Origin of the sequence: Allohahella sp. A8 (genome assembly GCF_047946665.1) — a bacterium.
Taxonomy (GTDB): Bacteria; Pseudomonadota; Gammaproteobacteria; order Pseudomonadales; family Oleiphilaceae; genus Allohahella.
This window is the reverse complement of the sequence record NZ_CP172312.1, coordinates 4,013,938-4,037,417: the sequence shown is the minus strand read 5'-3', so window position 1 is coordinate 4,037,417 and position 23,480 is coordinate 4,013,938. Positions and strand designations below refer to the sequence as shown.

At 55.6% G+C, this 23,480-nt stretch carries 13 protein-coding genes and 1 pseudogene; 8 read left to right on the top strand and 6 right to left on the bottom strand.

Translation table 11 applies throughout. The features are described from left to right. The first annotated feature begins 5 nt into the window (after positions 1–5). The gene (locus tag ACH3PB_RS18070; protein ID WP_416396836.1) at positions 6–3,209 is read left to right on the top strand and encodes an efflux RND transporter permease subunit; all 3,204 of its coding nucleotides are present in this window, start codon (positions 6–8) and stop codon (positions 3,207–3,209) included. Between the two features lie 542 nt (positions 3,210–3,751). Beyond that, positions 3,752–4,468: a TorF family putative porin gene (locus ACH3PB_RS18065; RefSeq protein WP_416396835.1), complete on the top strand. Its 717-nt coding sequence runs from the start codon at positions 3,752–3,754 to the stop codon at positions 4,466–4,468. Between the two features lie 66 nt (positions 4,469–4,534). On the opposite strand, the pseudogene ACH3PB_RS18060 reads toward ACH3PB_RS18065, so the two are convergent. The 3 genes and pseudogenes from ACH3PB_RS18060 to typA form a co-directional block, all read right to left on the bottom strand. Continuing rightward, positions 4,535–4,788: pseudogene (locus tag ACH3PB_RS18060) on the bottom strand (transposase); the annotation flags it as partial. A gap of 247 nt (positions 4,789–5,035) precedes the next feature. Continuing rightward, complete coding sequence (locus ACH3PB_RS18055; protein ID WP_416396834.1) at positions 5,036–6,112, bottom strand: porin; 1,077 nt, start codon at positions 6,110–6,112, stop codon at positions 5,036–5,038. A gap of 690 nt (positions 6,113–6,802) precedes the next feature. Next, on the bottom strand, positions 6,803–8,614 hold the full coding sequence (gene typA, locus ACH3PB_RS18050) for a translational GTPase TypA (protein ID WP_416399483.1): 1,812 nt from the start codon (positions 8,612–8,614) through the stop codon (positions 6,803–6,805). Between the two features lie 557 nt (positions 8,615–9,171). Here typA and glnA point away from each other — a divergent pair. The 4 genes from glnA (at position 9,172) to ntrC (ending at position 14,159) form a co-directional block, all read left to right on the top strand. After that, positions 9,172–10,578: a glutamate--ammonia ligase gene (gene glnA / locus ACH3PB_RS18045; RefSeq protein ID WP_416396833.1), complete on the top strand. Its 1,407-nt coding sequence runs from the start codon at positions 9,172–9,174 to the stop codon at positions 10,576–10,578. A 191-nt stretch (positions 10,579–10,769) separates the two neighbouring features. Then, the gene (locus tag ACH3PB_RS18040) at positions 10,770–11,327 is read left to right on the top strand and encodes a DUF4124 domain-containing protein (protein WP_416396832.1); all 558 of its coding nucleotides are present in this window, start codon (positions 10,770–10,772) and stop codon (positions 11,325–11,327) included. 229 nt (positions 11,328–11,556) lie between these two features. Continuing rightward, a complete protein-coding gene (gene glnL / locus ACH3PB_RS18035) occupies positions 11,557–12,714 on the top strand; it encodes a nitrogen regulation protein NR(II) (RefSeq protein ID WP_416396831.1) in 1,158 nt (385 codons plus the stop codon). Then, a complete protein-coding gene (ntrC, locus tag ACH3PB_RS18030; RefSeq protein WP_416396830.1) occupies positions 12,711–14,159 on the top strand; it encodes a nitrogen regulation protein NR(I) in 1,449 nt (482 codons plus the stop codon). The genes glnL and ntrC overlap by 4 nt, the downstream gene beginning before the upstream one ends. Before the next feature lie 58 nt (positions 14,160–14,217). On the opposite strand, the gene ACH3PB_RS18025 is transcribed toward ntrC, so the two are convergent. Then, the gene (locus ACH3PB_RS18025) at positions 14,218–18,198 is read right to left on the bottom strand and encodes a DUF1631 family protein (RefSeq protein WP_416396829.1); all 3,981 of its coding nucleotides are present in this window, start codon (positions 18,196–18,198) and stop codon (positions 14,218–14,220) included. Between the two features lie 144 nt (positions 18,199–18,342). Here ACH3PB_RS18025 and ACH3PB_RS18020 point away from each other — a divergent pair, with 144 nt between their 5' ends. Both ACH3PB_RS18020 and ACH3PB_RS18015 read left to right on the top strand, forming a co-directional pair. Then, on the top strand, positions 18,343–19,437 hold the full coding sequence (locus ACH3PB_RS18020) for an aminopeptidase (protein ID WP_416396828.1): 1,095 nt from the start codon (positions 18,343–18,345) through the stop codon (positions 19,435–19,437). 81 nt (positions 19,438–19,518) lie between these two features. Then, entirely contained in the window at positions 19,519–20,505 is a 987-nt protein-coding gene (locus ACH3PB_RS18015; RefSeq protein WP_416396827.1) for an LLM class flavin-dependent oxidoreductase, read from the top strand. A gap of 24 nt (positions 20,506–20,529) precedes the next feature. Here ACH3PB_RS18015 and argA read toward each other — a convergent pair whose 3' ends face one another. Together argA and ACH3PB_RS18005 are read right to left on the bottom strand one after the other, a co-directional pair. Then, complete coding sequence (argA, locus tag ACH3PB_RS18010; protein ID WP_416396826.1) at positions 20,530–21,882, bottom strand: amino-acid N-acetyltransferase; 1,353 nt, start codon at positions 21,880–21,882, stop codon at positions 20,530–20,532. Continuing rightward, on the bottom strand, positions 21,875–23,473 hold the full coding sequence (locus ACH3PB_RS18005; RefSeq protein WP_416396825.1) for a hypothetical protein: 1,599 nt from the start codon (positions 23,471–23,473) through the stop codon (positions 21,875–21,877). The genes argA and ACH3PB_RS18005 overlap by 8 nt, the downstream gene beginning before the upstream one ends. Positions 23,474–23,480: the final 7 nt, after the last annotated feature.

Genomic DNA, 23,480 nt, shown 5'->3' with positions numbered 1-23,480 from the left:
AGTTCATGTTTAATCGAATCATCGATTGGGCAGTCACCAATCGCTTGCTGGTGGTGATTGCACTCTTGGCGCTGATGACAGCGGCCGTTTTTATCATTCCGAAACTCAATCTCGACGCCTTTCCTGATGTCACCAATGTTCAGGTGTCGGTCAATACCGAAGCACCTGGGCTAGCCGCAGAAGAAGTCGAGCAGCTCATCACCTACCCGATCGAGGCTGTGATGTATGCCTTGCCCGACGTAGAAGAAGTCCGTTCGATATCGAAGACCGGTTTGTCAGGCGTCACCGTTGTCTTCAAGGAAGGCACCGACATCTATTTCGCGCGTCAGCTTGTTTTCGAGCGGCTTCAGGCTGCCAGGGAGCTGATTCCCGATGGTGTTGGCACTCCGGAGATGGGCCCGAATACCTCAGGGCTTGGACAGGTCTATCAGTATCTGCTGGTCGCCGATCCCGACTCGGGCTTCGATGCGATGGAGCTACGCAGCCTGCACGACTGGGTGGTCAAACTCCTACTGATCCCGGCCGAAGGCGTCACTGACGTGCTCTCCTTTGGCGGCGATGTTCGCCAGTATCAGGTCAACCTGAACCCGTCACGACTGTTGGCCTACGACCTGACGCAGGATGACGTGATGGAGGCGCTGGAGCAGAACAACACGAACGTCGGCGGGTGGTATATGAACCGCGGTCAGGAGCAGCTGGTGATACGTGGTACCGGCTGGATGGACCACGGCGAAGCGGGCATGGACCAGATCCGTCAGGTCCCCCTGAAAACCGTGGATGGTACAACCGTTACTGTCTCAGATGTGGCTCAGGTCGAACTGGGAAGTGAAATTCGCCAGGGCGCAGTGACCATGACCCGCAAGGATGCCGATGGCGAAGTCGTCCAGCTGGGCGAAGTCGTCGCCGGCATCGTCCTGAAGCGCATGGGCGCCAACACCAAGACTACTATCGATGCTGTAAATGCCCGCGTTGACCGGATCAATCAGGCTTTGCCCAAAGGTGTTCACTTTGAAGCATTTTATGATCAGGCCGATTTGATCACACAGGCCGTAGAGACCGTCGTCAACGCGCTCCTGCTCGCTTTTGTGTTCATCGTCGTCATCCTTGCATTGTTCCTGATGAACCTGCGGGCCACTTTCCTGGTTCTGATCTCCATCCCGATATCGATTGGTATCGCATTGATGGTCATGGCGTGGTTCGGACTCTCTGCCAACCTGATGTCGCTCGGTGGCATCGCAGTAGCCATAGGCATGCTGGTCGACGGTTCGGTGGTGATGGTCGAAAACATGTTCAAGCACCTGACCCACCCGGATGCCGAGCACGACTCGCAGAGACTGAAACGCGTGGGGCCTGACGATATAGACCCTGTTGACGCCCCGCATGATAACCATGGCATTGCGCTGAGGCTGCAGGAGGCTGGCCGGGAGGTTGCCCGCCCTATCTTTTTTGCCACAGCTATCATCCTGGTCGTCTTCATGCCGCTCTTCAGTTTTGAAGGTGTCGAGGCCAAGCTTTTCCAGCCGATGGCTATCAGCATCATGCTTGCCATGCTTTCTGCGGTGTTTGTTGCGCTGATTATTGTTCCGGCTTTGGCTACCTATATGTTCCGGAAGGGGATTCGTCAAAAAGAAAGCTTCGTGCTGAAGCCGCTGGATTACCTGTATCGCCGGGGACTGCTGTGGGCGATGGGACACCGAAAGACTGTGGTTCTGGTTGCGGGACTGATGGTGATAGCTGCCGCAGCCGTCGTTCCTCGTCTCGGCACGGAGTTCGTGCCTGAACTTGAAGAGGGGACGATCAATCTGCGGGTTACCTTGGCGCCCTCTTCCAGTCTCGACACTGCACTGACAGTAGCGCCCAAACTGGAAGCGATGCTGATGGAGTTTCCAGAAGTGACCTATGCTCTGTCGCGAATCGGGCGAGCGGAAATCGGCGGAGACCCTGAACCAGTGAACAATATCGAAATCTATATCGGTCTCAAGCCCGTGCCTGAATGGACGAGTGCCAGCAGCCGCTATGAGCTGCAGAGCCTGATGGAGGAGAAACTCGAACAATATCCCGGCTTACTGTTCAATTTTTCCCAGCCGATCGCCACACGTGTGGATGAACTGCTGTCTGGCGTGAAAGCTCAGCTGGCTATCAAACTGTTCGGCCCGGACCTGGATGTTCTGGCCGAACAGGGGCAGGCTATCGAAACAGTCGTGAAGAAAATTTCGGGTGCGCGTGATGTTGCCATGGAACAGATTGCGGGTGAAGCACAGCTGGTCGTCAAACCAGATCGCCGCGCGCTTTCGCGTTATGGTCTGGCTGTAGGCGATGTGATGGAGCTGGTACAAGAGGGGCTTGGCGGGGCGAGCGCTGGCCAGATCATCAACGGCAACGAACGCTATGATATCTATGTACGTCTTGGCGAACGCTTCCGTGAAAATCGTGAGGCGATTGCCGATCTGCGGCTGCAGGCGCCGTCCGGTGCGTGGGTTCGCCTGGGCGATGTGGCCGATGTCACGATAGCTTCAGGCCCGCCACAGGTAAGACGCGACGATGTTCAGCGGCGGGTTGTGATACAGGCGAACGTGCAAGGCCGGGATATGGGCAGCGTTGTAGCGGACATTCGACAGGTCATCGCTGAGCAGGTGGATCTCCCCACCGGCTACTCAGTGGAAATCGGCGGCCAGTTCGAAAACCAGCAGAGAGCGCAGAAACGACTGGCACTCGTAATACCTATCTCACTTGGCCTCATAGCATTGTTGCTCTACTTTGCGTTCGGGTCTGTGGGGCAGGCCATGCTGATCCTGGTCAACGTACCCCTGGCGGTGATCGGTGGTGTGTTTTCGCTCTGGATTTCCGGGCAGTATCTGTCAGTTCCCAGCTCCGTCGGCTTCATTACCCTGTTCGGGGTAGCGGTGCTGAATGGGGTGGTCATGGTGGAGAGCATCAATCAGCGGATAGGGGATGGCCTGGCGGTAGCCGATGCCGTGTTCGATGGTGCAGCCTCGAGACTGAGGCCCGTGCTTATGACCGCTCTCACCTCGGCGCTGGGACTTATTCCCATGATGCTCTCGAACGGTGTTGGTGCAGAGATACAAAAGCCGCTGGCCAGTGTAATCGTGGGCGGGCTGGTGACAGCCACGTTCCTGACACTCTTTGTACTGCCCGTGCTCTTCGCCCTGTTCTCAAAAGGCAAGCTCAGAGACGCCCGTAAAGCCTAGCTATATGGCCCGCCGCTGCCGCAATGGTACGGCGGGCCTTCTTCCTCGCGCCACTTTCACATCACAGCACGAATCATTATTCTCGTCCCTCGGCCTTTCGAATTTCCGTACGGCCAATCAGTAAAAAACCTTTGTTTGCTCACGGTAAACAGATAGGTGACGATCTCTACGAGATTGGATTCGACGAAGGCAATCACTTGGCTTATTTTTTACTGACTCGCGTTGGCAGTTCAGGTGGGGCACTCTTTATCATTGAGGGAAAACTCCTTTTACTATCCACCCGTAACAACGGAGCTCATGATAATTGTTCAGAGCGTTTTTGGTGCATAGCGCGCTCCGACCCCGGCGAATGCACCAGATTGACGCATTGCGTAGAGTCGAGAGGTTCTTTTATGCTTTACCAGCGACGCACGAACAGCTGATACCAGCTTCGCTTGCCCAGCAATCAATGCATTGCAAATGTCTGCAGCGTTTTTCAGAAAGGTGGCATGTGTTTTGCTTAATGCTTCGAGATCGTGATTTCTTTAACAAAGGTGCAAGCAATGAAAAAATCTCGAATGACGTCAAGTTTTGGATTGATGGTCACGCTCCAGCTGACATCTTCTCTCGTGAGCGCAGAGGTGAGTACCAACATCGCCGCTGTGAGCAATTATCTGTTTCGCGGTGTAACGCAAACAGACGGTTCCCCAGCTGTTCAAGGTGGAATTGACTTTGAACACGCCTCCGGTTTTTACGCTGGTACATGGGCCTCCAACGTGGATTTCGGCGATGAAACGAGTTACGAGCTGGACTTATATGCTGGATTCGCCGGAGCGATGAATGACCTTGGCTACGATGTGGGCTATATCTACTATGCCTATCCCGATGCGCCTGATTCCATTGACTTCGGGGAGATATATGGGGAGGTGAGCTATGGCGTTGCGGCCCTAGGCTTCGCGTATACAACAAACAGCGACGTGAGTGGGAAAGGGTTGTTCGTCCAAGGCGACCTCTACTATTACGCAAGTGTCGAAATACCTTTGCAGGACGGCTACAGTACGGGCGTTCTCGCAGGTTTCTACGACTTTACCGACGACAGCGCTCCATCTGTCGGAGACGCGAGTTACGCACATGCCTCAGCTAACATTACGAAAAATGCTGGAGAATTTGGCGCCTTCAGTTTCAACCTGGAGTATGCTGATATCGATGAAGACTCTGCACTGGGCTCGGTGAGCTCCAGCGACCCTAAGGTTTGGTTAGGGTGGAGCAAAACGTTCTAGTAAGATATGGCTGCTAGGGGCTGTTGACGTTTCACATCGGTAGCCACACGAAAGCGCAGGCCAGAGCGACGCTGCGCCTGCACTGTGCTGATGAGCTTTGACATAAGTCCCATCCAGGAAAACCCATTCAAGGTCTGGTTCCGTTACCAGCTTGTCGAACAGACGTTTCCAGACGCCTTTTCTCGACCATTAAATCTTTTGTAGACCGAATTCCATTTACCGAAGTCTGGCGGCAGGTCTCGCCAGGGCACGCCTGTTCTGATTCTGAAAAGAATGCCTTCGATCGTATTACGAAGGTCTCTCTTGAAGTAGATATCCAATTGAAGCTAGCTCTGCAGCTATAGAGCCTGGCGAAATTCCGAGCGGATGATCTGGCCTTCCGGCGCAAGCTAGGCATTTGGCTTGACAGTAAAAGAAACTGGTAGCGATCAGAGGGGCAAAGCCGACGAGGTACTGCCCCTCTAGTCAGGCGCCGACATCTTACCAATAATAAACGCGATAAAATTTTCGTACTTCAAATCGGAGAAAAAGGCAGCTTCGCAGAGCGAAGCCGCCTTGAACAGCTTATTAGAAAGCGTAGACTGCGCCAAGTGCCAGGTGAGTCGCATCGGCACCGGTTTCAACAAGCGAATTATCGGCGTCATCAGGATTGATGTCGATGAAACCTTCCTCATCACTTGTTACGAAGTAAAGCTCAGTATAGACATAGAGGTTATCCGAGAAGCTGTGGAGCGCCTGCAACGATATAACCGAAGTGTCCTCACCGTCGCCGTCCGGCGTGGAGAACTCGTATGACGCCGCGAATGTGTTGGCACCCATAGAGTAGATCGCCATCAGACCGTAGTCATCACGGACGTCTGTCGTGGTCGAGTATAAAGCACTCAGTTCCAGATCGCCCATCTGGAACGCACCGCGAACGCCATAGGTGTTACCGGCATTTGAACTGTCGTTCGAGTCCATTGCCACAGCCAGTGAGAATTGATGATCCGCGTACTGGACGCCTAACTGATATGGATTTTCACCGCCCACGTCGTTACCGTCTGCATCTTCAAAGCTGCCGTCGAGTTCAACCGCACCGTGCAAGGTCAGACCGCTGAATGAAGGCGAAGTGTATTGGAGCAGATCGCCTTCACCGGTGTTATACACGGTGCCGGTGTTGAAGACGACTATCTCGTAATATTGTTTGATGCCATCGATTAATCTCTCGTAAGCCGAGTCGTCAGAGCCGACCCAGACCTGACCGAAGTCGCCTTTTAGTCCGATGTAAGCCTCATCAAGCTTGATTCGTCCGCGTCCTTTAGCCTTGTCATCACCGTCAATGCCGTCAAGCTCAATTTTCATGAACGCTTCGAGGCCAGGGCTGATTTCATGCTCGTGAGTCAAGCCGATGGTTGATCCATTATCTTCTAGGCCGCTTACGGTAGAGCCTTCAAAGAATTCTACATCCCCGTTATCCGAGAGGATATTCTTGTCTGCTTCCGAATAAACCCAGGCAAGTTGAACGTTGCCATAAACCTGTGGCATGGAATCAAGACGCTGCGCCAGTGCGGCTGCAGAGTCGATCTGTGGCGTGGTATCGGCAGCGAAAGTGCCGGTCGTCAAGGTGGCCAGCGTGACAGCTGAAGCTAAAAGCGTCTTTTTCATTTCGTCTTCCTTCTGTGTGTAAATCAACTCGTTGTTGGATAACTGAACTGGCAGTGCCGGGTATTGCCTCCACCCCCTGTTGTCCGGGGCGGATTAGCCGCTTCTTCGGCAGCTTTCTATTGTTCGTGCAGTCATTCCAATGACTTCAGTGTCCCTTGGCACCAGCGCTTCCTGCCGCTCTGCCTGGCGATCCGATCTCGCACTTTGCTTAGATTCAGATCTTCAAGTGTTGCTTCACGAAAACCCACTAAACGCATGTTTCCGATAACCAATTAGTAATACAGCATTCAGGTCTTTGCAATGTTGGCGCCTTCTCAGGCGGCCCAGGGCTTTCCCCACTCCTTGGCAACAACGCAAAAATTTCTGAAATTCCTTTTCAATTCAGCCTGTTAGGCTGGACCACGCTATAGATCCGGAATTGTACGTAGCAATTGTGACGCTTATGTTACGGAATCCTCTTGAAGCGTCAGCAGTTCTACCTAGTGGGGCAACCGGGTAATCAGTGAACTACGTCAGGTGACCGAACCATGACATCCGCCTCGTGGCAGTCATAGTAAGCAATTACCGAGAGTTAATGAGACATTGTTAATAAATTCGAAGGGAAAAGTTGACTTCGGGGAAAATTTTACGAGCGGACTAACAACAAAAAAGGCGCCTCTGAGGGCGCCTTTGAAAAACTAATCTACGACGTTAGGCTCGGCTGGCCCGCTTGCGATCACTCTCCTTGAGATGACGCTTTCGCACGCGAATACTGGCCGGCGTAATTTCAACAAGCTCATCATCCTCGATAAACTCGAGCGCCTGCTCAAGCGACATCCGGATAGGCGGTGTGAGCACGATGTTCTCATCTGTTCCCGAAGCTCGCACGTTCGTGAGCTGCTTGCCCTTGGTACAGTTGACCGTTAGGTCGTTATCCCGGCTATGCAGACCGATGACCATGCCTTCATACACTTCGACGTTGGGATCGATGAACAGACGGCCACGCTCCTGCAGGTTCCACAGTGAGTATCCGAGCGCCTTACCAGTGAGGTTGGCTATCATCACGCCGTTCTGACGCGTGGCGTTGATGCCTTCCTTCAGCGGCCCGTAGTGGTCGAATATGTGCGTCAGGATGCCTGAACCAGACGTCATCGTCAGAAACGCTGAACGGAAGCCGATAAGACCACGAGAAGGCGCGATGAATTCGAGTCGGCTTCGGCCCTTGCCGTCTGGAATCATGTTGGTGAGCTCGGCGCGACGGGCACCCATCTCTTCCATGATGGCGCCCTGGTGCTGGTCTTCGATATCGATAACGACCTGCTCGAACGGCTCGACCTTCACACCATCCTGCTCACGCAGAATGACCTTTGGTTTGGCGACTGCGATCTCGAAACCTTCACGACGCATGTTCTCGATCAGTACTGACAGGTGCAGCTCGCCGCGACCTGAAACCAGGAACTGGTCAGGCGTCGGACCTGGCTCGACTCGAAGCGCCACGTTGTGCAGCAGTTCCTTGTCGAGACGCTCCTTGATGTTCCGGCTGGTGACGTACTTGCCTTCCTTGCCAGCAAACGGGGAGTCGTTGACCTGGAACATCATGCTGACGGTAGGCTCGTCGACTGTCAGCGGCGGCAGCGCTTCAGGCTTGTCTGGTGAGCACAGGGTGTCAGAAATATTCAGCTCATCAAGACCTGTCACGCAGACGATGTCTCCTGCAGCAGCTGTTTCGACTTCGACGCGCTCGAGGCCGTGGTAACCCATGATCTTGAGCACGCGGCCATTTCGCTTGCCGCCTTCACGATCAACGACGACGACCGGGGTATTCGTCTTGATCTTGCCGCGACTGATTCGACCAACGCCAATGATGCCGACATAGCTGTTGTAGTCCATGGCCATGATCTGCATCTGGAACGGGCCTTCAGGATCGACGTCCGGTGGTGGCACCTTGTCAACGATCATCTGGAACAATGAAGACATGTCGTCTTCCATGGCATCAGGCTCAAGGCCGGCGATTCCGTTCAGCGCAGAAGCATAGATAACCGGGAAATCGAGTTGCTGCTCGGTTGCACCGAGGCGGTCGAACAGATCCATGACTTCACCAAGCACCCAGTCAGGACGTGCGCCTGGACGGTCGATCTTGTTGATGACGACGATCGGATTAAGGCCATTGGCGAACGCCTTCTGTGTCACGAAGCGCGTCTGGGGCATCGGACCGTCCTGCGCATCGACCAGGAGAAGAACCGAGTCGACCATCGAGAGTACACGCTCGACCTCACCACCGAAATCGGCGTGGCCTGGTGTGTCAACGATGTTGATCTGATAGTCGTGCCAGGTGATGGCGGTGTTCTTGGCAAGGATGGTAATGCCGCGCTCTTTTTCCTGATCGTTCGAGTCCATGACCCGTTCAGAATCCTGATCCTTTCGACCGAGGGTACCGCTCTGACGCAGCAGCTTGTCCACGAGCGTAGTTTTACCGTGGTCGACGTGGGCAATGATGGCTATGTTGCGTACTTTTTCTATCACGTTGCGAGTACCGAATAGTGGCGAAATGGGAGAACTGTGCGGGCAAAATTTGCGCGGCATTATAAACCATTGCTGGAATGCTTGATAGCAATGTCGTAGAAGAGTATAGAATCAATGCCGAGTATGCGACGTGACAATTATGTGCATGTCGTAATCCGCAAGCGCCTGGCGGCTATTATGCACCATTGTGGTGCCGAACAACCGACTCGCGCACCATAATAGAGCGCAGCGCACCGTTAATGGGCGAGCGCGAATCTTCGAAGCGTGTCTTGGTGCACTGTCGTTTATCATGGAAACCCCTGCTGCCACTGGTCTCGCCACTCGATGAATCTGCGTCGATTCGCGGCAGGCCAAAAGATGGCAACAAATTTGCTTACACCTAAGACTTGAAGCTTAGCCAAGCCGAGCGCAAGCTTACGGCCCCGTAGCTGGCCGCCGGATTACAGCCGAGTGACAGTTTCAGCAACCGGAACCTCGTGCTATGCTCGCTGCGACTTCACCGTCAAGTGGAGCGGGCCATTTCTGTAACAGAATTTTACGTAAACGGAGTGTAAGGAATGTCAGAGAAAACTCTGGGACTTATAAAAGAGCACGAAGCGAAATGGGTCGATCTTCGCTTTACGGACACCAAGGGCAAGGAACAGCACGTCACCATGCCCGTGAGCGAGATCACTGAAGAAACTTTCCAGGACGGCAAGATGTTCGACGGCTCGTCAATTGCCGGCTGGAAAGGCATCAACGAGTCAGACATGATTCTCATGCCCGACGACGAGACCTGTGTGCTTGATCCGTTCACAGAAGATACCACGGTCAACGTGACTTGCTCCATAGTTGAGCCATCCACGATGCAGGGTTACAACCGTGACCCGCGCTCCATTGCCAAGCGTGCTGAAGAATACCTCAAGACCACCGGCATTGCCGATTCTGCCCTGTTCGGTCCTGAGCCGGAGTTCTTCGTCTTCGACAGCGTCAAGTACCGTGCAGACATGCAGAGCGCTTCTTACGAAATTCACTCAGAAGAAGCTGCATGGGTTTCCAATGATGATTTCGACCGCAACAACGTCGGCCACCGTCCAGGTGTGAAAGGTGGTTATTTCCCTGTGCCGCCAGTCGACTCACTCCACGACCTGCGTGGCGCCATGTGCGCGGCCATGGAGAGCATGGGCCTGAAGATCGAAGTCCATCACCACGAAGTCGGTACTGCTGGCCAGTGCGAGATTGGTGTTGGCGCGAACACGCTGACCCGCAAGGCTGACGAAGTTCAGATTCTGAAGTATTGCGTATTGAACGTCGCTCACGCCTATGGCAAGACTGCGACATTCATGCCCAAGCCTATCGTTGGCGACAACGGTTCAGGCATGCACGTACACATGTCACTGTCGAAGGATGGCAAGAACATCTTCGCTGGCGACGCCTATGCAGGTATGTCTGAAACAGCACTGTTCTACATCGGCGGCATCATCAAGCACGCCCGCGCACTGAACGCGTTCACCAACCCGTCTACCAACAGCTATAAGCGTCTGGTACCGGGCTACGAAGCACCAGTCATGCTGGCGTACTCTGCACGTAACCGTTCGGCGTCGATCCGTATTCCATGGGTCAACAGCGCCAAGGCACGTCGTATGGAAGCCCGCTTCCCTGACCCAATGCAGAACCCTTACCTGGGCTTCGCGGCGATGATGATGGCTGGTCTCGACGGTATCCAGAACAAGATCCACCCAGGCGATCCTGCAGACAAGGATCTCTATGACCTGCCACCAGAAGAAGCTGCTGAAATCCCAACAGTGTGTAACTCTCTCGAGCAGGCACTGGACGCACTGGAAGCAGACAAGGAGTTCCTGCTGAAGGGCGACGTGTTCTCACAGGACATGATCGATGGCTACATTGCGCTGAAGCGTGCTGAAGTCGAGCGTCTGAACATGACCACTCACCCGGTCGAGTTCCAGATGTACTACTCGCTCTAATATTCAGAGTGACCCAGAAGGCCCGCATATGCGGGCCTTTTTCGTTTCAGCGACCAGCTTCCTGTTCGGTTGCAGGCACCGAGGTTTGCTTGCACTATACTGAGATCTGCCAATTCAGAGGCTCAGAGACGGATATGAATATGCGTATACAGGAAGACCTCCTAAAGAGCTGCCGTCGACGGATGGCTAGCATGAGCGCTACGACCAGACGAAAATGTCATATTGCCGTGCTGAGTGGGGTTCTGCTAACGCCACTGCCCTTCGGCGCGCATGCCGAGATCTATCGCTTTACTGACGCTGAAGGCAACGTCGAATTCACGGATCAGCCGCGGAAAGGTGCCGAACGTGTCGAAGTGAAGGAAACTGCCACTATCCAGTTGCCGAAGCCAGACGAGGTTACTGCGATTATTGGCGAGCGACAGGAAGCGGCTGAATCCGGCGATGCCGGTCCAGCTTACGAGACGCTGCAGATCGCGTACCCCGAGCATGACAGTGCCTTCAACTCAGGCAGCGGAGACTTCAATGTCGTCATGAACATCACGCCCGATCTTCAAAGCGAGCATTTCCTGCGTCTGACCCTGGACGGACAGGCTCAAGCGCTTACGAAGGGGCCAGCCATACCTCTGAGTAACGTGGACCGTGGCACCCACACCATCAGTGTTGATGTGGTAGAGGGTGACAGCGTCGTGCAAAGCGCTGAACCCGTTACGTTTACCATTCACAGACCTTCTGTGCTGCATCGACCCTGAGCACCATTCAACCGCGCACCATTATGGTGCGCGCATATCGCCTCAAAATCAGGCATGCTGCTTTTCGGTGAGTGGTAAGCCCTGACGGAAAACGCTGTCAGCCGGCGCCATAGCGGCGATTCCCTTACGGAGCGACCCCATGTGGTGCGTTCGCAGAAGTAAAATAAGGACCTGGACCATTTATTGCTTTATCGCACTGTCTTAGCTGCCAGAGATATTGTGACCCTGTATGCACCCACAAAACGCGCTGACCGACTCTGTACTGGCCAGGCTTCTTGAAAACCTGGCTACGGCCGTACTGCTGCTCGATCACCGAGGCACGATCGCCTTCGTCAATTCTGCGGCGGAAATTCTACTTGAAAGCAGCGCCAGCCGAATGCTTGGCTTACATTACACTGACTGTCTCCAGTCAGAGCCCGGCGGTCTGTGCGCACTCGAGAACGGTCTTTCTACCGAACAGAGCTTTGGCCAGAGCACGGTGCGCTTCACCCTGCTGAGCGGCAGCAGCATCATTGTCGACTACACCATATCGAGCACACCCGCAGACATTGGCAGACCCACTGGGGATGCGTTTCGTCTACTCGAAATGCAGGCAAAGGATCACGTTAGAAGAATATCACTCGAAGAGGAGCTGCAATCAGAGCATCAGGCGGCGCGTGTCCTGATCCGCAACCTGGCCCATGAGATCAAGAATCCCCTCGGCGGCATCCGTGGCGCCGCTCAGCTGCTGGGGAAAGCGCTTGATTCCAGTCAGGACACTCACCAGACCACTCGCCTGTCCGTGCCCACCTCCGGTGGCGGGTGGTCGGAGTACACCAACATTATTATTTCCGAGGCGGACCGGCTGAAGAACCTGGTGGACCGTATGCTCGGTCCCAACAAGGCCTTGCACCTGAGCGAAGTCAATATTCACGAAGTGCTCGAGCGTATCATCAGTCTCATTGAAGTCGAGTGCGGTTCAGACATAGCCATCCGGCGAGATTATGATCCTAGCATCCCGGAATTCACTGGCGACAAGGAACAACTGATACAGGGCTTCCTGAATATTGCGCGTAACGCGGTTCAGGCCCTGACGCAACCAGGCTCAAAACCGGGATTCCTGCCCGAGATACAGTTCAAGACACGAACTGTTCGACAGTTCACGCTGTCCGGAAAGCTTCATCGACTGGTACTGAAGGCAGAAGTGATCGATAACGGTGCCGGTGTGCCGCCAGAGCTTCTGAAAAACATCTTCTATCCCATGGTCAGTGGCAACGCCAGCGGCACCGGTCTCGGCTTGTCTATCACTCAGGGCATCATCGGACAGCATAGCGGCATCGTCGAGTGCGAAAGTGAACCCGGACATACCTCTTTTATCGTCTATCTACCTTTGGAGAATGCACTATGACCGAGTCGTCGCCCGTCTGGATTATTGATGACGACCGTTCTATTCGCTGGGTGCTCGAGAAAGCGATGGAGCAGGAAGGCATCGCCTTCGAATCTTTCGAGTCTGGAGACACCATTCTCTCCCGACTGCAGTGTGAACAACCCCTCGCCATCATCAGTGATGTCCGAATGCCGGGTATCAACGGCCTGGAACTGCTACAACGCCTGCAGGAACAACATCCGGATATCCCGGTTATTATCATGACAGCACATTCGGATCTGGATAGCGCGGTCAGCAGCTACCAGAAAGGCGCCTTCGACTATCTCCCGAAGCCCTTCGACCTGGATGAAGCCATTATCATCATCAAGCGGGCACTTGCGCACGCAACTGGAAACCAGAACAGAGTCGGACAGCCAAGCGAGCAGCAGAAACAGAAGACCCCGCCGATCATTGGTGAGGCGCCCGCTATGCAAGAGGTATTTCGCGCCATTGGCCGCCTCTCCCACAGCAATATCACAGTGCTCATCAATGGCGAGTCTGGCACCGGCAAGGAACTGGTGGCCAAGGCGCTGCACGAGCATAGCCCCAGGGCAGGTCATGCCTTCATTGCACTCAACATGGCTGCCATTCCGAAAGACCTGATCGAATCAGAGCTGTTCGGCCATGAGAAAGGTGCCTTCACAGGCGCGGGTGGCCAGCGTATCGGTCGCTTCGAACAAGCCAGTGGCGGAACGCTGTTTCTCGACGAAATCGGCGACATGCCGGCAGACACGCAGACGCGGCTACTTCGCGTGCTGGCCGATGGTGAGTTCTACCGAATTGGTGCAACCACCCCGGTGAAGGCCGACGTCAGAATTGTCGCGGCCACGCATCAGAACCTCGAGAAGCTGGTGGAGTCCGGCGCGTTCAGGGAAGATCTCTTCCATCGACTGAACGTGATCCGTATACATCTGCCTGCCCTGCGTGAACGCCGTGAAGATATTCCCAGATTGGCCGCTCACTTTCTCGAGCAGGCAGCCGCTGAGTTAGGCACGGAAAACAAGCTTCTGGCTGCCGAGACCGAGGCACTGCTGTGCCAGCTACCCTGGCCCGGTAACGTGCGGCAGCTGCAGAACACATGCCGTTGGCTGACCGTGATGGCTTCCGGACGAACAATCCATCTGGGCGATCTGCCGCCGGAGCTGCAGAACGAAACGCCGAACAAGACGACAACCATCGACTGGCCCGAATCACTCCGCCTCTGGTCTGAGAAACAGCTGCTTACGCGCAAGGAGGGACTGCTCGATGTGGCAATGCCTATCTTCGAGCGGGTCATGATCGAGTCTGCGCTCAGGCAGTCAGGCGGGCGCAAGAAAGATGCGGCCATTCTGCTTGGCTGGGGCCGCAACACGCTCACGAGAAAGATGAAAGAACTGGATATGGCGGGTGTCGAAGATAACGGCGGCGGCGATAGCTGGGACGACTAGCGCCCGTCCGCCGGGTTTCGGACGTCAGACCAGCTGTCCACGCCGCCAGAACGCTACGCTAGCGAAACTTGGGCAGCGCCTTGGGTCGCTCAATGAAGAAGCCCTGAGCGTAGTCCACGTGCCGGTCCCGAAGCAGATCAAGCGTTGTCTTGTCCTCGACATACGGCGCAATCACTTCGCTACCGTGATAGTGCGCCATGTCGACCATTGATTTCAGCATCATCTGGTCATAGAGATCCTTGGGAAGATCTCTGATGAAGGTGCCATCGATCTTGATGAAATCTACCGGCAACACCTTAAGCGCCTCGTAGGCACTCGCGCCAACACCAAAGTGGCCGAGACAGAACCGGCAACCATACTCCTTTAGCTCGGTGATGAAGTCCGCGACATCGTTGAGCCTGCTGATTGCTGATGCTTCGGTGATCTCGAAGCAGATTTTTTCCAGCGGGCACTCAAAGGCCGTGAGCTGCTCAAAAATGAACTCAAGCAGGCTTTCGTCATTCAGCGAGTGGCCAGACAGGTTGATGAGCACACTACCCATTTCCTCTATGAGCCCGCCATTCTCGGCCATCCAGGTCAGCATGTTGCCCACCACCCAGCGATCGATTTCACGAATGCTGTCGGACTGCTCTGCCGCCTGGACAAACTCCGCCGCAGGAATCACTGCGCCCTTGGGAGATATCACGCTAATCAGCACCTCAACGATACCGGGAAGCTGGGTGTTGGCCTGCAGGGGTATGATTTTCTGGCAGCGCAGCTGTATGTTCAGCTTGCTGAGATCGACCGGCTCTCCCTTGAGACGCGGTCCAGTCTCGGTTGCGGTGGCGTAGCGGGGCGAAAGCTGCACCGGTACCTGACCGCCACTGCTTTTAGCCTTGCGCACCAGATCTTCGCTTTCCCGCAGATGATCGCTTAAATCCAGCAGGCCGGGCTGAAGCGGCAAGCAGCTCACAACAAACCGCAGCGCGAGCATATCGCCTTCCCAGGACAGGCGGTAACTCTGCAGTGCAGTCAGCAGACGGTTAGCCTGTTCGGCAGCATCCTGGGCTACTGCAACAATGAACTCGTCGCCTGAGTATCTGGCTAGCAGGCTTTGTTCGGGCAACAGCGTTCGACAGATGCGGGCGATGTCCTTGAGGGCCTTGTCGCCGCCAGCGATGCCAACCTGTTCGTTAACCTGGTAGAACTGTCTCGTCGAAATCAGAATCAAGCCGGGGTTGGATGACTTCTGCAGGCTCTGGCAGTAAATCTGAGCCTGGCGCTCGAACTCCTTGCGCTGAATCAAACCCGTCAGCTCGTCAGTAGCCACGACGTGACTGAGCTGTTCGTACAGGTCCTTGACCATGTTGGCCAGGCTCTCGTTCACTGCAGGCTGCTCGCCCTCGGACTCGATAGCGCAGATACCCTGCTGCAGATAGGCTGCTAGCGTGAGGGGATCGAGATCAATGACTTTCGATCCCATCTGATTGACAAAAACATAACGTGAAGAATTCTGGCCAATCCATGCGATTCGAACCTGCTCTGACGCTTCGCCTTCGCGTGAGAGTCTGATCCAGTCCCCGATCTTCAGCTTTTGAATGCGCTGCATCCAACGCTGCAGACTGCGATTTGGCACCTCATTCGCTGGGCCGGCATTTGTGACTGCTTCGCTACTTTCCGGAACGGTGACAAACTGCGCCTGTTCACTCCCACCAGTCAGGAAGGCTTTGAGTTCAGCGCGTATACTGGTTGCCGGCATATGCTGGGATGAAATCGTATTCAGCCCTTCCTGAATGGTCTTCACCAGAACAGGCATGTCCACTGATGCGCTCGTGCCCCTTTCGCCAAATTCAAGTAGCGAATCAATAACGCCGAGATATCTGGCCCACTCTTCGCTTTGGTCGTCGTGACGGATGTACACCAGTGACAGCAAATCCTTCCAGCCGTTATTGAGCAGGGAAATGACAGCCTTTGGCACGCGGCGACCCGCAAGCCGACTTTCAATTTCCTCGCTGACGCGCTGTTTGGAGGAAGTGACTTTCTCCTGACCTTCAGCAGCAGCCATGACGCGCTCGACATTGCGACGGTAGAGATTTCGCTGCTTGGCGAGAAGGTCGTCCAGGTCCTTGAGGGTTTCGGCGAACACACCCTGATCCGCCTCATGCTCGTTCTGAATCCGTACCACGAGCTGATCGATCTGATGAATCTGATGTGCCGGCGCACGATTCCCCTTCACGCCAAGCTGGGCGATACGGTTGATCACCTGTCGCGCCGGGTTTTCCTTCTGCACGAAAAAGTCAGGCTGTCTCATGTACTGCCGGAGAACAGGCACTTCGAGACTGCGCAACTGCCGTTTGGCCCTGGGTTCGATTTTGTCGTTCTTCAGTAGACTCATGAAGAAACGATCGACGACATCGAGCGCATTGTCCTGCTCTGGCGTCAGTGACTTTTCCGGGGCGCCATCACCCAGGTCAGCTTTGAGACGCTCGCGCAAAGTGGGGATAACATCATGACTCGCATCTGGCGCAATCTGCTGTGAGGCAAGTTTGCGAAAGACTTCGGCATCACGAAACGGTGGGAGAGCGACGGTGTCCTTTGCGGCCTCTGCCAGTGCCTCCGGTTGCAAGCGGTCTGACGACCGCCGCCGCTGAATGGTCTGCTCCTCTGCCCGAACCTGTTTGCCGCGATTGAGCACCCCCAGCAGCTCCTGAATCACACCGAAGCTGGCTTCGGCATCCTGAAGGTGCATCTGCAGGGTCGTGCCGGTTTCGTCGCTCCTGGCCATCGCCGCCGCCATCTTCGACTTGTCCAGCGGTCCATGTGCGTTAGATGGCAAAAGTGATTGCAGACGGCCCGATCTCACCTTCAGCTGAGTAGGGCGTAGCGAGCCTGTAGACACTGGTCTGGTCACTTTGCGGCTGGCAACACGCGTCTGGGCCTCAGCCTTGTCGTGATCCGCCTTTGCAGCGTCCATGGCGCGCTTCGAGGCGAGCTCTTCCTCAACTGACTTGTCTTCTTTTGCCAGGTACTTACGCAAGTCCAACTTGGGCAACACGCCCTGCCGGATGAGTAGCCCGTTGAGTTGGTCGTACAGCGGCTCGAGCGCCTTGACCACAGTCGCCTCGAAAACCTTGAGCACGGCTCGATCGACTGCGATAGGCAACTTGAGCTCACTCAGGGCGTCGTGAAAAGAGAAACAGATCAGCGCCGGCCCCAGGGGGTTGTAACCAGAGCCTGCGCCGGTAGTCGTTTCGTTGCCCGTTCTGAGCACCCCACTCGCGTCCAGACGCATCTTGAGTTCGAGCAAGGCCCGACGATACTGTGTTTCAGCTCTGGTGATCATGACTTTGAGCGTGAGCCAATCCTCAAACTCATCCTTGTTCACTAAAGCCAGCTCGCCAGTCGCTGGCTGTGAAGGCGTTTCGCCCGGCTGCAGGCGGACGCCCTGGACCACATGTTGAATGAAATTCTTGCGAAGCTGGGTACGGCGCTGGCGTAATACCGTCGCGGCATCGATAAACTGGCCGCGCAGATTATCACTGGCAGCCTGGCTCATCTGCCTGTCGAGCTCAGGTGCCAGGGCGGTATCAAAATGCTGTACGGCTGCCTCGACATGAGCCAGCAGAATGCGCTCGAGCTGCTTGTAGACGAGTTGGCTGCTGGCCTGTTGTTCGCCAGCTCCACCCTGTTGCTGAGCACCGCTTCTGGTTTCAGCTGAGTAACGTGAGAGCAGTGCCTGAATGACCCGTGGTTCGGTGTCGACGAAGAGGCCACCAAAGGCACCATCGATAATCCGGACGGCACTGATAGACAGGTGCTGCGTTTCCCCGCTCGCCTCATCGACGAATGAGAGACTCACGATATCCTGCACCTGAAAATTCCTGGACTCGAGGGTTTCGCCAACTGCGAGCGCGTAGCGGATGAACAAACCGTCAGCGCAGAAGTCCACTATACGACATGGCAAGGGAGCGCTGCTCTGATAGACAAGTTTCGCAGCAAGATTCAGTGACTTGCGTCGACTCGCCCGCCGTTCGCTACCGCCTGTAGTTTGATACTGCATAAAACCTGTTCTATAAAGATTGCGCGCAAGCAAAGACGCCGGGTCATCTTGACGAGACAGACCTACGGCTCCCGAAGACTTCACATTAATGAACGAACAAGTATAGACAATCGCACGGAATGCAGACACCGGAACTGAAATATTATGTACCTGAATCAATGCCGCCGGGCACTGCAGACGATCTGCCTGAGACTGGCGCTCATAACCGTGGTGATCTTCCAGCTGAATAGCTGCCAGCAATTCAGTTACTATTTTCAGGCGACCGAAGGACAGCTGGCGCTTCTCTGGCAACGTGAATCGATTGAATCGATGCTCCAGCGCCCTGATCTCGAATTGGCACTCGCCGATAAGCTCAGGCTCGTCAAGTCCGCAAGGCGCTTTGCCGTCGAAGTCCTCGACTTGCCGGTAGACCAAGCGTACGGCACTTACGTCGCCCTGCCCCGCCGGCATGTCGTTTGGAATGTGCAGGCCGCTGGTGAGTTTTCTGTACGCAGTCACGAATGGTGCTTTCCCGTCGCCGGCTGCGTGGCCTACAAGGGCTATTTCGAAGAAGATATGGCGCGCCGTAGCGCAGCAGAGCTGTCAGCTGCTGGTCTGGACGTGTATGTCAGAGGCGTCGATGCCTATTCGACGCTTGGTTGGTTCGATGATCCCGTACTCTCCAGTTTCATTCACTATGCCGATCATTCGCTGGTGGCGCTGCTGTTTCATGAGTTGGCCCATCGCAAACTGTATGTCAGTGGTGATACCAGCTTCAACGAGAGCTGGGCTACTGCCGTCCAGATCATGGCCACTGAGCGATGGGCTGCACAAGGGGGCGCAGCGATCGGCACTGAACGCGCCATGCGACAGCTGCAGGCAACTGCAAGGGTGAGTCAGCTCATCAAGGATACACTGCAGGCCCTGGACGCTGTTTACAGGCTCGAAACTCTGGACGAGCGCCAGAAGCGCGACCGTAAGCAGCAGATTCTCGATAGCTTGCCTCCACAGTACCTCGCGATGGAAGCGGACTTCGGTCACCCCATGGGCTATCGCAACTTTTTCAGTCAGCCGCTCAACAACGCTGCCTTGCTGAGCGTGGGCCACTATACGGCATGGGTACCTGCGCTGCTGCTCAAGTACCGGCAGCTCGATTCCGACCTGCAGCAATTTTACAGCTGGTCCGAGTCGATTTCGAAGCTTGGCAAGCGAGAGCGCGACAGTATCCTCAAATCACTTCAACAGGCGGCCAGCGCCTAAAAAGGTTTTGGCCCCACCCTTTAAACCAGTAGCGCCCACCCCAACCTCTTGGAAACAGACCGGGAAGTGGAGAGATAGCTCATGCTCGAAAACGTTCGATTATCAGTACTGGATCTGGCTCCCATTCGCGACCAGGGGTCCATCGCTGAAACATTCGAAAACTCTGTCAGCCTCGCCAGGCGCGTCGAAGCACTGGGCTATCACCGCTACTGGCTCGCTGAGCATCACAATATCGATGGCATCGCCAGCGCAGCGACAGCTGTTCTGATTGGACACATTGCCGGCAAGACCAGCACGATGCGTGTCGGTAGCGGCGGCATCATGCTGCCAAACCATGCGCCTCTGATCATCGCCGAGCAGTTCGGTACCCTAGCGACGCTGTATCCGGACAGAATCGATTTAGGTCTCGGCCGTGCTCCGGGCACAGACGGTGAAACCCTGCGTGCACTGGGTCGGAGCCCGCAAGCGGCTGACAATTTTCCGCAGATGGTTCAGGAGCTGGCAGGTTATCTGGGTGACGCCACACCACGACAGTCGGTCATGGCGATTCCAGGACAAAGCACAAAGGTTCCACTCTGGTTACTTGGCTCCAGTGGCTTCAGCGCTCAGCTCGCTGCGCGACTTGGGCTCCCCTTTGCATTCGCTGGTCATTTTGCACCAGGTTACATGCAACAGGCCATTCACCTCTATCGTGACAACTTCCAGCCCTCAGCCGTGCTCGAAAAGCCGTATCTAATGCTGGGGATTCCTGTTATTGCCGCAGATAGCGATGAGGAGGCTGCTTTTCTGTCCACCACGCATCAGCAGAAGTTTCTCAATCTTCTGCGCGGCCGATCGACCCGGGCACAGGCCCCTGTCGAAGAACTGGACTGGCACCCACACGAACGTGCCCGTGTGATGCAGATGTTGTCAGCCGCAGTGGTGGGAGGACCGGAAACAGTGAGGCGGCAGTTGGACGAGTTTTTACAGGGCACCGGCGCGGATGAGCTGATGATCAACTCTGACTTCTACCGTCCTGAAGACAGGATTCGCTCATATGAGATCGTGATGGACGTTGCACAGGGATGAGTGTGACGCGCCCCAGCCCAGGGGCTACAGAAGCTGCTTGATAAATACTTTCGAGCGTCTCTGAAAGTTGTAGAGACGCTGCTTTTCTTCAGGCAGCTCATCCAGGCCTGCCGGTCTGAAGCCACGCTCCAGAAACCAGTGCGCAGTCTGTGTCGTTAGCACAAACACCTGTTTCGCCCCGAGTTCGCGGGCCTTTCGTTCGGCATGCAGCAACAGCCTATCTCCTCGACCTCCAGTCTGATAGGCAGTATCGACCGCCACGCAGGCCAGCTCCGCCGCAGCATACTCCCGGTAAAAATAGAGTGCTGCACAGCCAATGATCAAGCCATCACGTTCGACGATCATGAAGTTGCCGATTTCGCGCTCGAGTCGTTCACGGTCACGCTTGACGAGAATGCCCTGTTCTTCCAGCGGACGTATGATGTTGAGTATGCCAGCCGCATCGTCGATCACGGCTGCGCGGAAAGTCTCGTACGATTGATCAGTGATCATCGTACCGATCCCGTCACGCGTATAGATTTCCTGAATGAGTGCGCCATCCCGAGTGCCGTTAATGATGTGCACCCGTCTCGTGCCTTTCTGCAAGGCACGACAGGCCGCGAGCAAGCGTCGACGTTCATGGCGGAAGGCGGAGCGTGCATCACTGGCTTCAAGCGCGCCTATCATTTGCATGGCCTCTGCCACGCTGGTTTCCCTCACCAGCCGCCCTTCGCTGTCGATCAGACCATCCTGCTCGGACAGAATCACCAACTTCTCGGCATGCAGGGCAATAGCTACCGAGGCGGCCACATCCTCGCTGGCCAGGTTGAAAACCTCGCCGGTGGGCGAGTATCCAAGCGGGCCCAGCAGTACAATCTGGCCGAGATCGAGTAGTGCACGAATACTCTGTGTGTCCACTCTCCTTACTACACCTGTGTGTTCGAGATCGACCCCGTCCACTACGCCGATTGGTCTGGCGATGATGAAGTTTCCACCGGCCACAGATACCTGATTATTCCTCAGCGGCGTGCTGCTGAGCGACTGTGTAAGTCGGGCCTGCAACTCCGTTTGCAGCCGACCCACCGCTTCGGTCAGATGCGCCAAGGTCGTTACGTCGGTAACACGCAGATCGGTATGGATCTGGCTTTCGATTCCGCCCTGTCTGAGGCGTTCATCAATTTGGGGTCTCGCCCCATAGACACAGACGATCTTGAGCCCAAGACTGTTGAGCAGCGCAATGTCTTCCATGAGCCGTCGTGTTTGACGCATGCCGGCTTCATCGGTTTGTAGCAGGAGTTCGCCGCTTACCAGGACGATAACCGTAGTGCCCCGATAGGCATTGATATAGGGCGCGACGCCGCGAAACCAGCTCAACTGATCTTTCGTCCGTTCACTCATCGACTTCGTCCACCTGGTACTGTTGAGTGGTCCCTGCTTCGGCAGATGGCGCTGCCATGGTTTGATCAGAAGACGCCTCAGGCCTGGCAGTTGACGCATCTCCGGCGTCTGCTCCGTCGCCAGCATCAATACCTTCATCAACTGCGGCAGGCTCGGACACAGGCTCTTGCGTGGGTGAAGACATAGGCACGGGCTCAGTTTCAGGCGCAGGCATGGTAAGTCGCTCCGGCGCGTGCAAATCAGCATCATCACCCACAGCTGGCTGAGCCTCCAGTCGTTTCTGGAACTGGTCGCGAATATCAGCGGAAACCGATAGCACGGTAACTCTGTCGAGTTCCGAACGCTGGAGATGATAGAGCACTTCGCCGCCCGCCAGCTGGGTCATGATCGTCAACCGTCGGGGTCCTGCCTCCACCAGACGTCCCTGCAGTTTGGCACCCACCTTGCGCACGACCTCGACCTGCCGTCCCGCGAACTCTGCAGCCAGCTCCAGTGAAGCCAAGGGAATATCCAGGTCCTGCGGCGGCCTTGCAACCCTGGGTACCGGCTTGGGCGGTGCTGGCGGCGTAATGAAATTCGCCAGTTGTCTGGCCGCGATATTCAGGTCAGCCGCCGTAATCCGTGTGCCCGCCACCTGCAGCTGGAATCCGAGCCGAGCGAGCTGCTCCTTGAGATCGAGAAATGGCATGAGCGCAGGGTCGAAATCACCGCGTGGATGGAACTGCAGGTCTAGCGGCGCCTTGCCCTGCAGATATTCAGGCAACTTCGCCCAGAACTCGCTGCCCACGGCGATGCCGGCTTCGCCTAGCCTGGCTCTCGTCCGGCTCAGGCTGCGAGACCAGTAGGCCTGGCTTTCCAGTCCGGTTTCACCCTGGCACAACTGCGCAAAGCGCTGCCAGAACCCTTCCTCAGTAAAGTTCAGTTGCAGATGCTGAAGTCGTGGCGGCTCCGCATCCTCCGGTGGTGGCCAGGACAGATCATGGCTCAGCACGGCACTGGCGCTGATACCGAGTGTCTGGAAGCCGACTGAGCGCAACTCTCCCAGCACTGCAAACATGTTTTCGTCTTGGATGAACTCGTAATGGAGATCACCATCTACACGCAACCTGGCGAAGCCGAGCTGCTTGAATGTCGCTTTCTCGAAGGGCCTGACCGAGCCGCAGGCGTAGTCGATCCATGGCTTGCTGGCCTGAGGCAGAAGTTCGGGATCGAGTACGCTCCACTCGGCGCTTACAGGGAGGGAACCATTGATAATTTCGAAGGTCAGCGCCGTCGGAAGCGATGAGTCATCAAAAAGATCGGAGACTGCAAAAGAAACCGCTTCCACCACGGAGTTGAAGCGGATACTCAGGCGCTCGATGACGATTGGCTCCTGCAGACGATAATCGGTAAAACGCAGATCTGCGATGTGCAAGGCACCGTCGATATCGAAGCGGGCCAAACCGTGGCTGAGAGAAAACTGATCCGCACCTGCGGCTCGAACCCGTTCTATCCAACGCTCGGTCTGCCAGAGCAGCACACTATAGGCAACGACAGCCAGCAGCAGACTGAACAGCAGCGCATACCCCAGCCCCCGTAGCAGTGTCCTCATTGACTAA

Coding starts and splice junctions, on each gene's coding strand:
- ACH3PB_RS18070 (WP_416396836.1), top strand. CDS start 6: ATGTTTAATCGAATCATCGATTGGGCAGTCACCAATCGCTTGCTGGTG.
- ACH3PB_RS18065 (WP_416396835.1), top strand. CDS start 3,752: ATGAAAAAATCTCGAATGACGTCAAGTTTTGGATTGATGGTCACGCTC.
- ACH3PB_RS18055 (WP_416396834.1), bottom strand. CDS start 6,112: ATGAAAAAGACGCTTTTAGCTTCAGCTGTCACGCTGGCCACCTTGACG.
- glnA (WP_416396833.1), top strand. CDS start 9,172: ATGTCAGAGAAAACTCTGGGACTTATAAAAGAGCACGAAGCGAAATGG.
- ACH3PB_RS18040 (WP_416396832.1), top strand. CDS start 10,770: ATGAGCGCTACGACCAGACGAAAATGTCATATTGCCGTGCTGAGTGGG.
- glnL (WP_416396831.1), top strand. CDS start 11,557: ATGCACCCACAAAACGCGCTGACCGACTCTGTACTGGCCAGGCTTCTT.
- ntrC (WP_416396830.1), top strand. CDS start 12,711: ATGACCGAGTCGTCGCCCGTCTGGATTATTGATGACGACCGTTCTATT.
- ACH3PB_RS18025 (WP_416396829.1), bottom strand. CDS start 18,198: ATGCAGTATCAAACTACAGGCGGTAGCGAACGGCGGGCGAGTCGACGC.
- ACH3PB_RS18020 (WP_416396828.1), top strand. CDS start 18,343: ATGTACCTGAATCAATGCCGCCGGGCACTGCAGACGATCTGCCTGAGA.
- ACH3PB_RS18015 (WP_416396827.1), top strand. CDS start 19,519: ATGCTCGAAAACGTTCGATTATCAGTACTGGATCTGGCTCCCATTCGC.
- argA (WP_416396826.1), bottom strand. CDS start 21,882: ATGAGTGAACGGACGAAAGATCAGTTGAGCTGGTTTCGCGGCGTCGCG.
- ACH3PB_RS18005 (WP_416396825.1), bottom strand. CDS start 23,473: ATGAGGACACTGCTACGGGGGCTGGGGTATGCGCTGCTGTTCAGTCTG.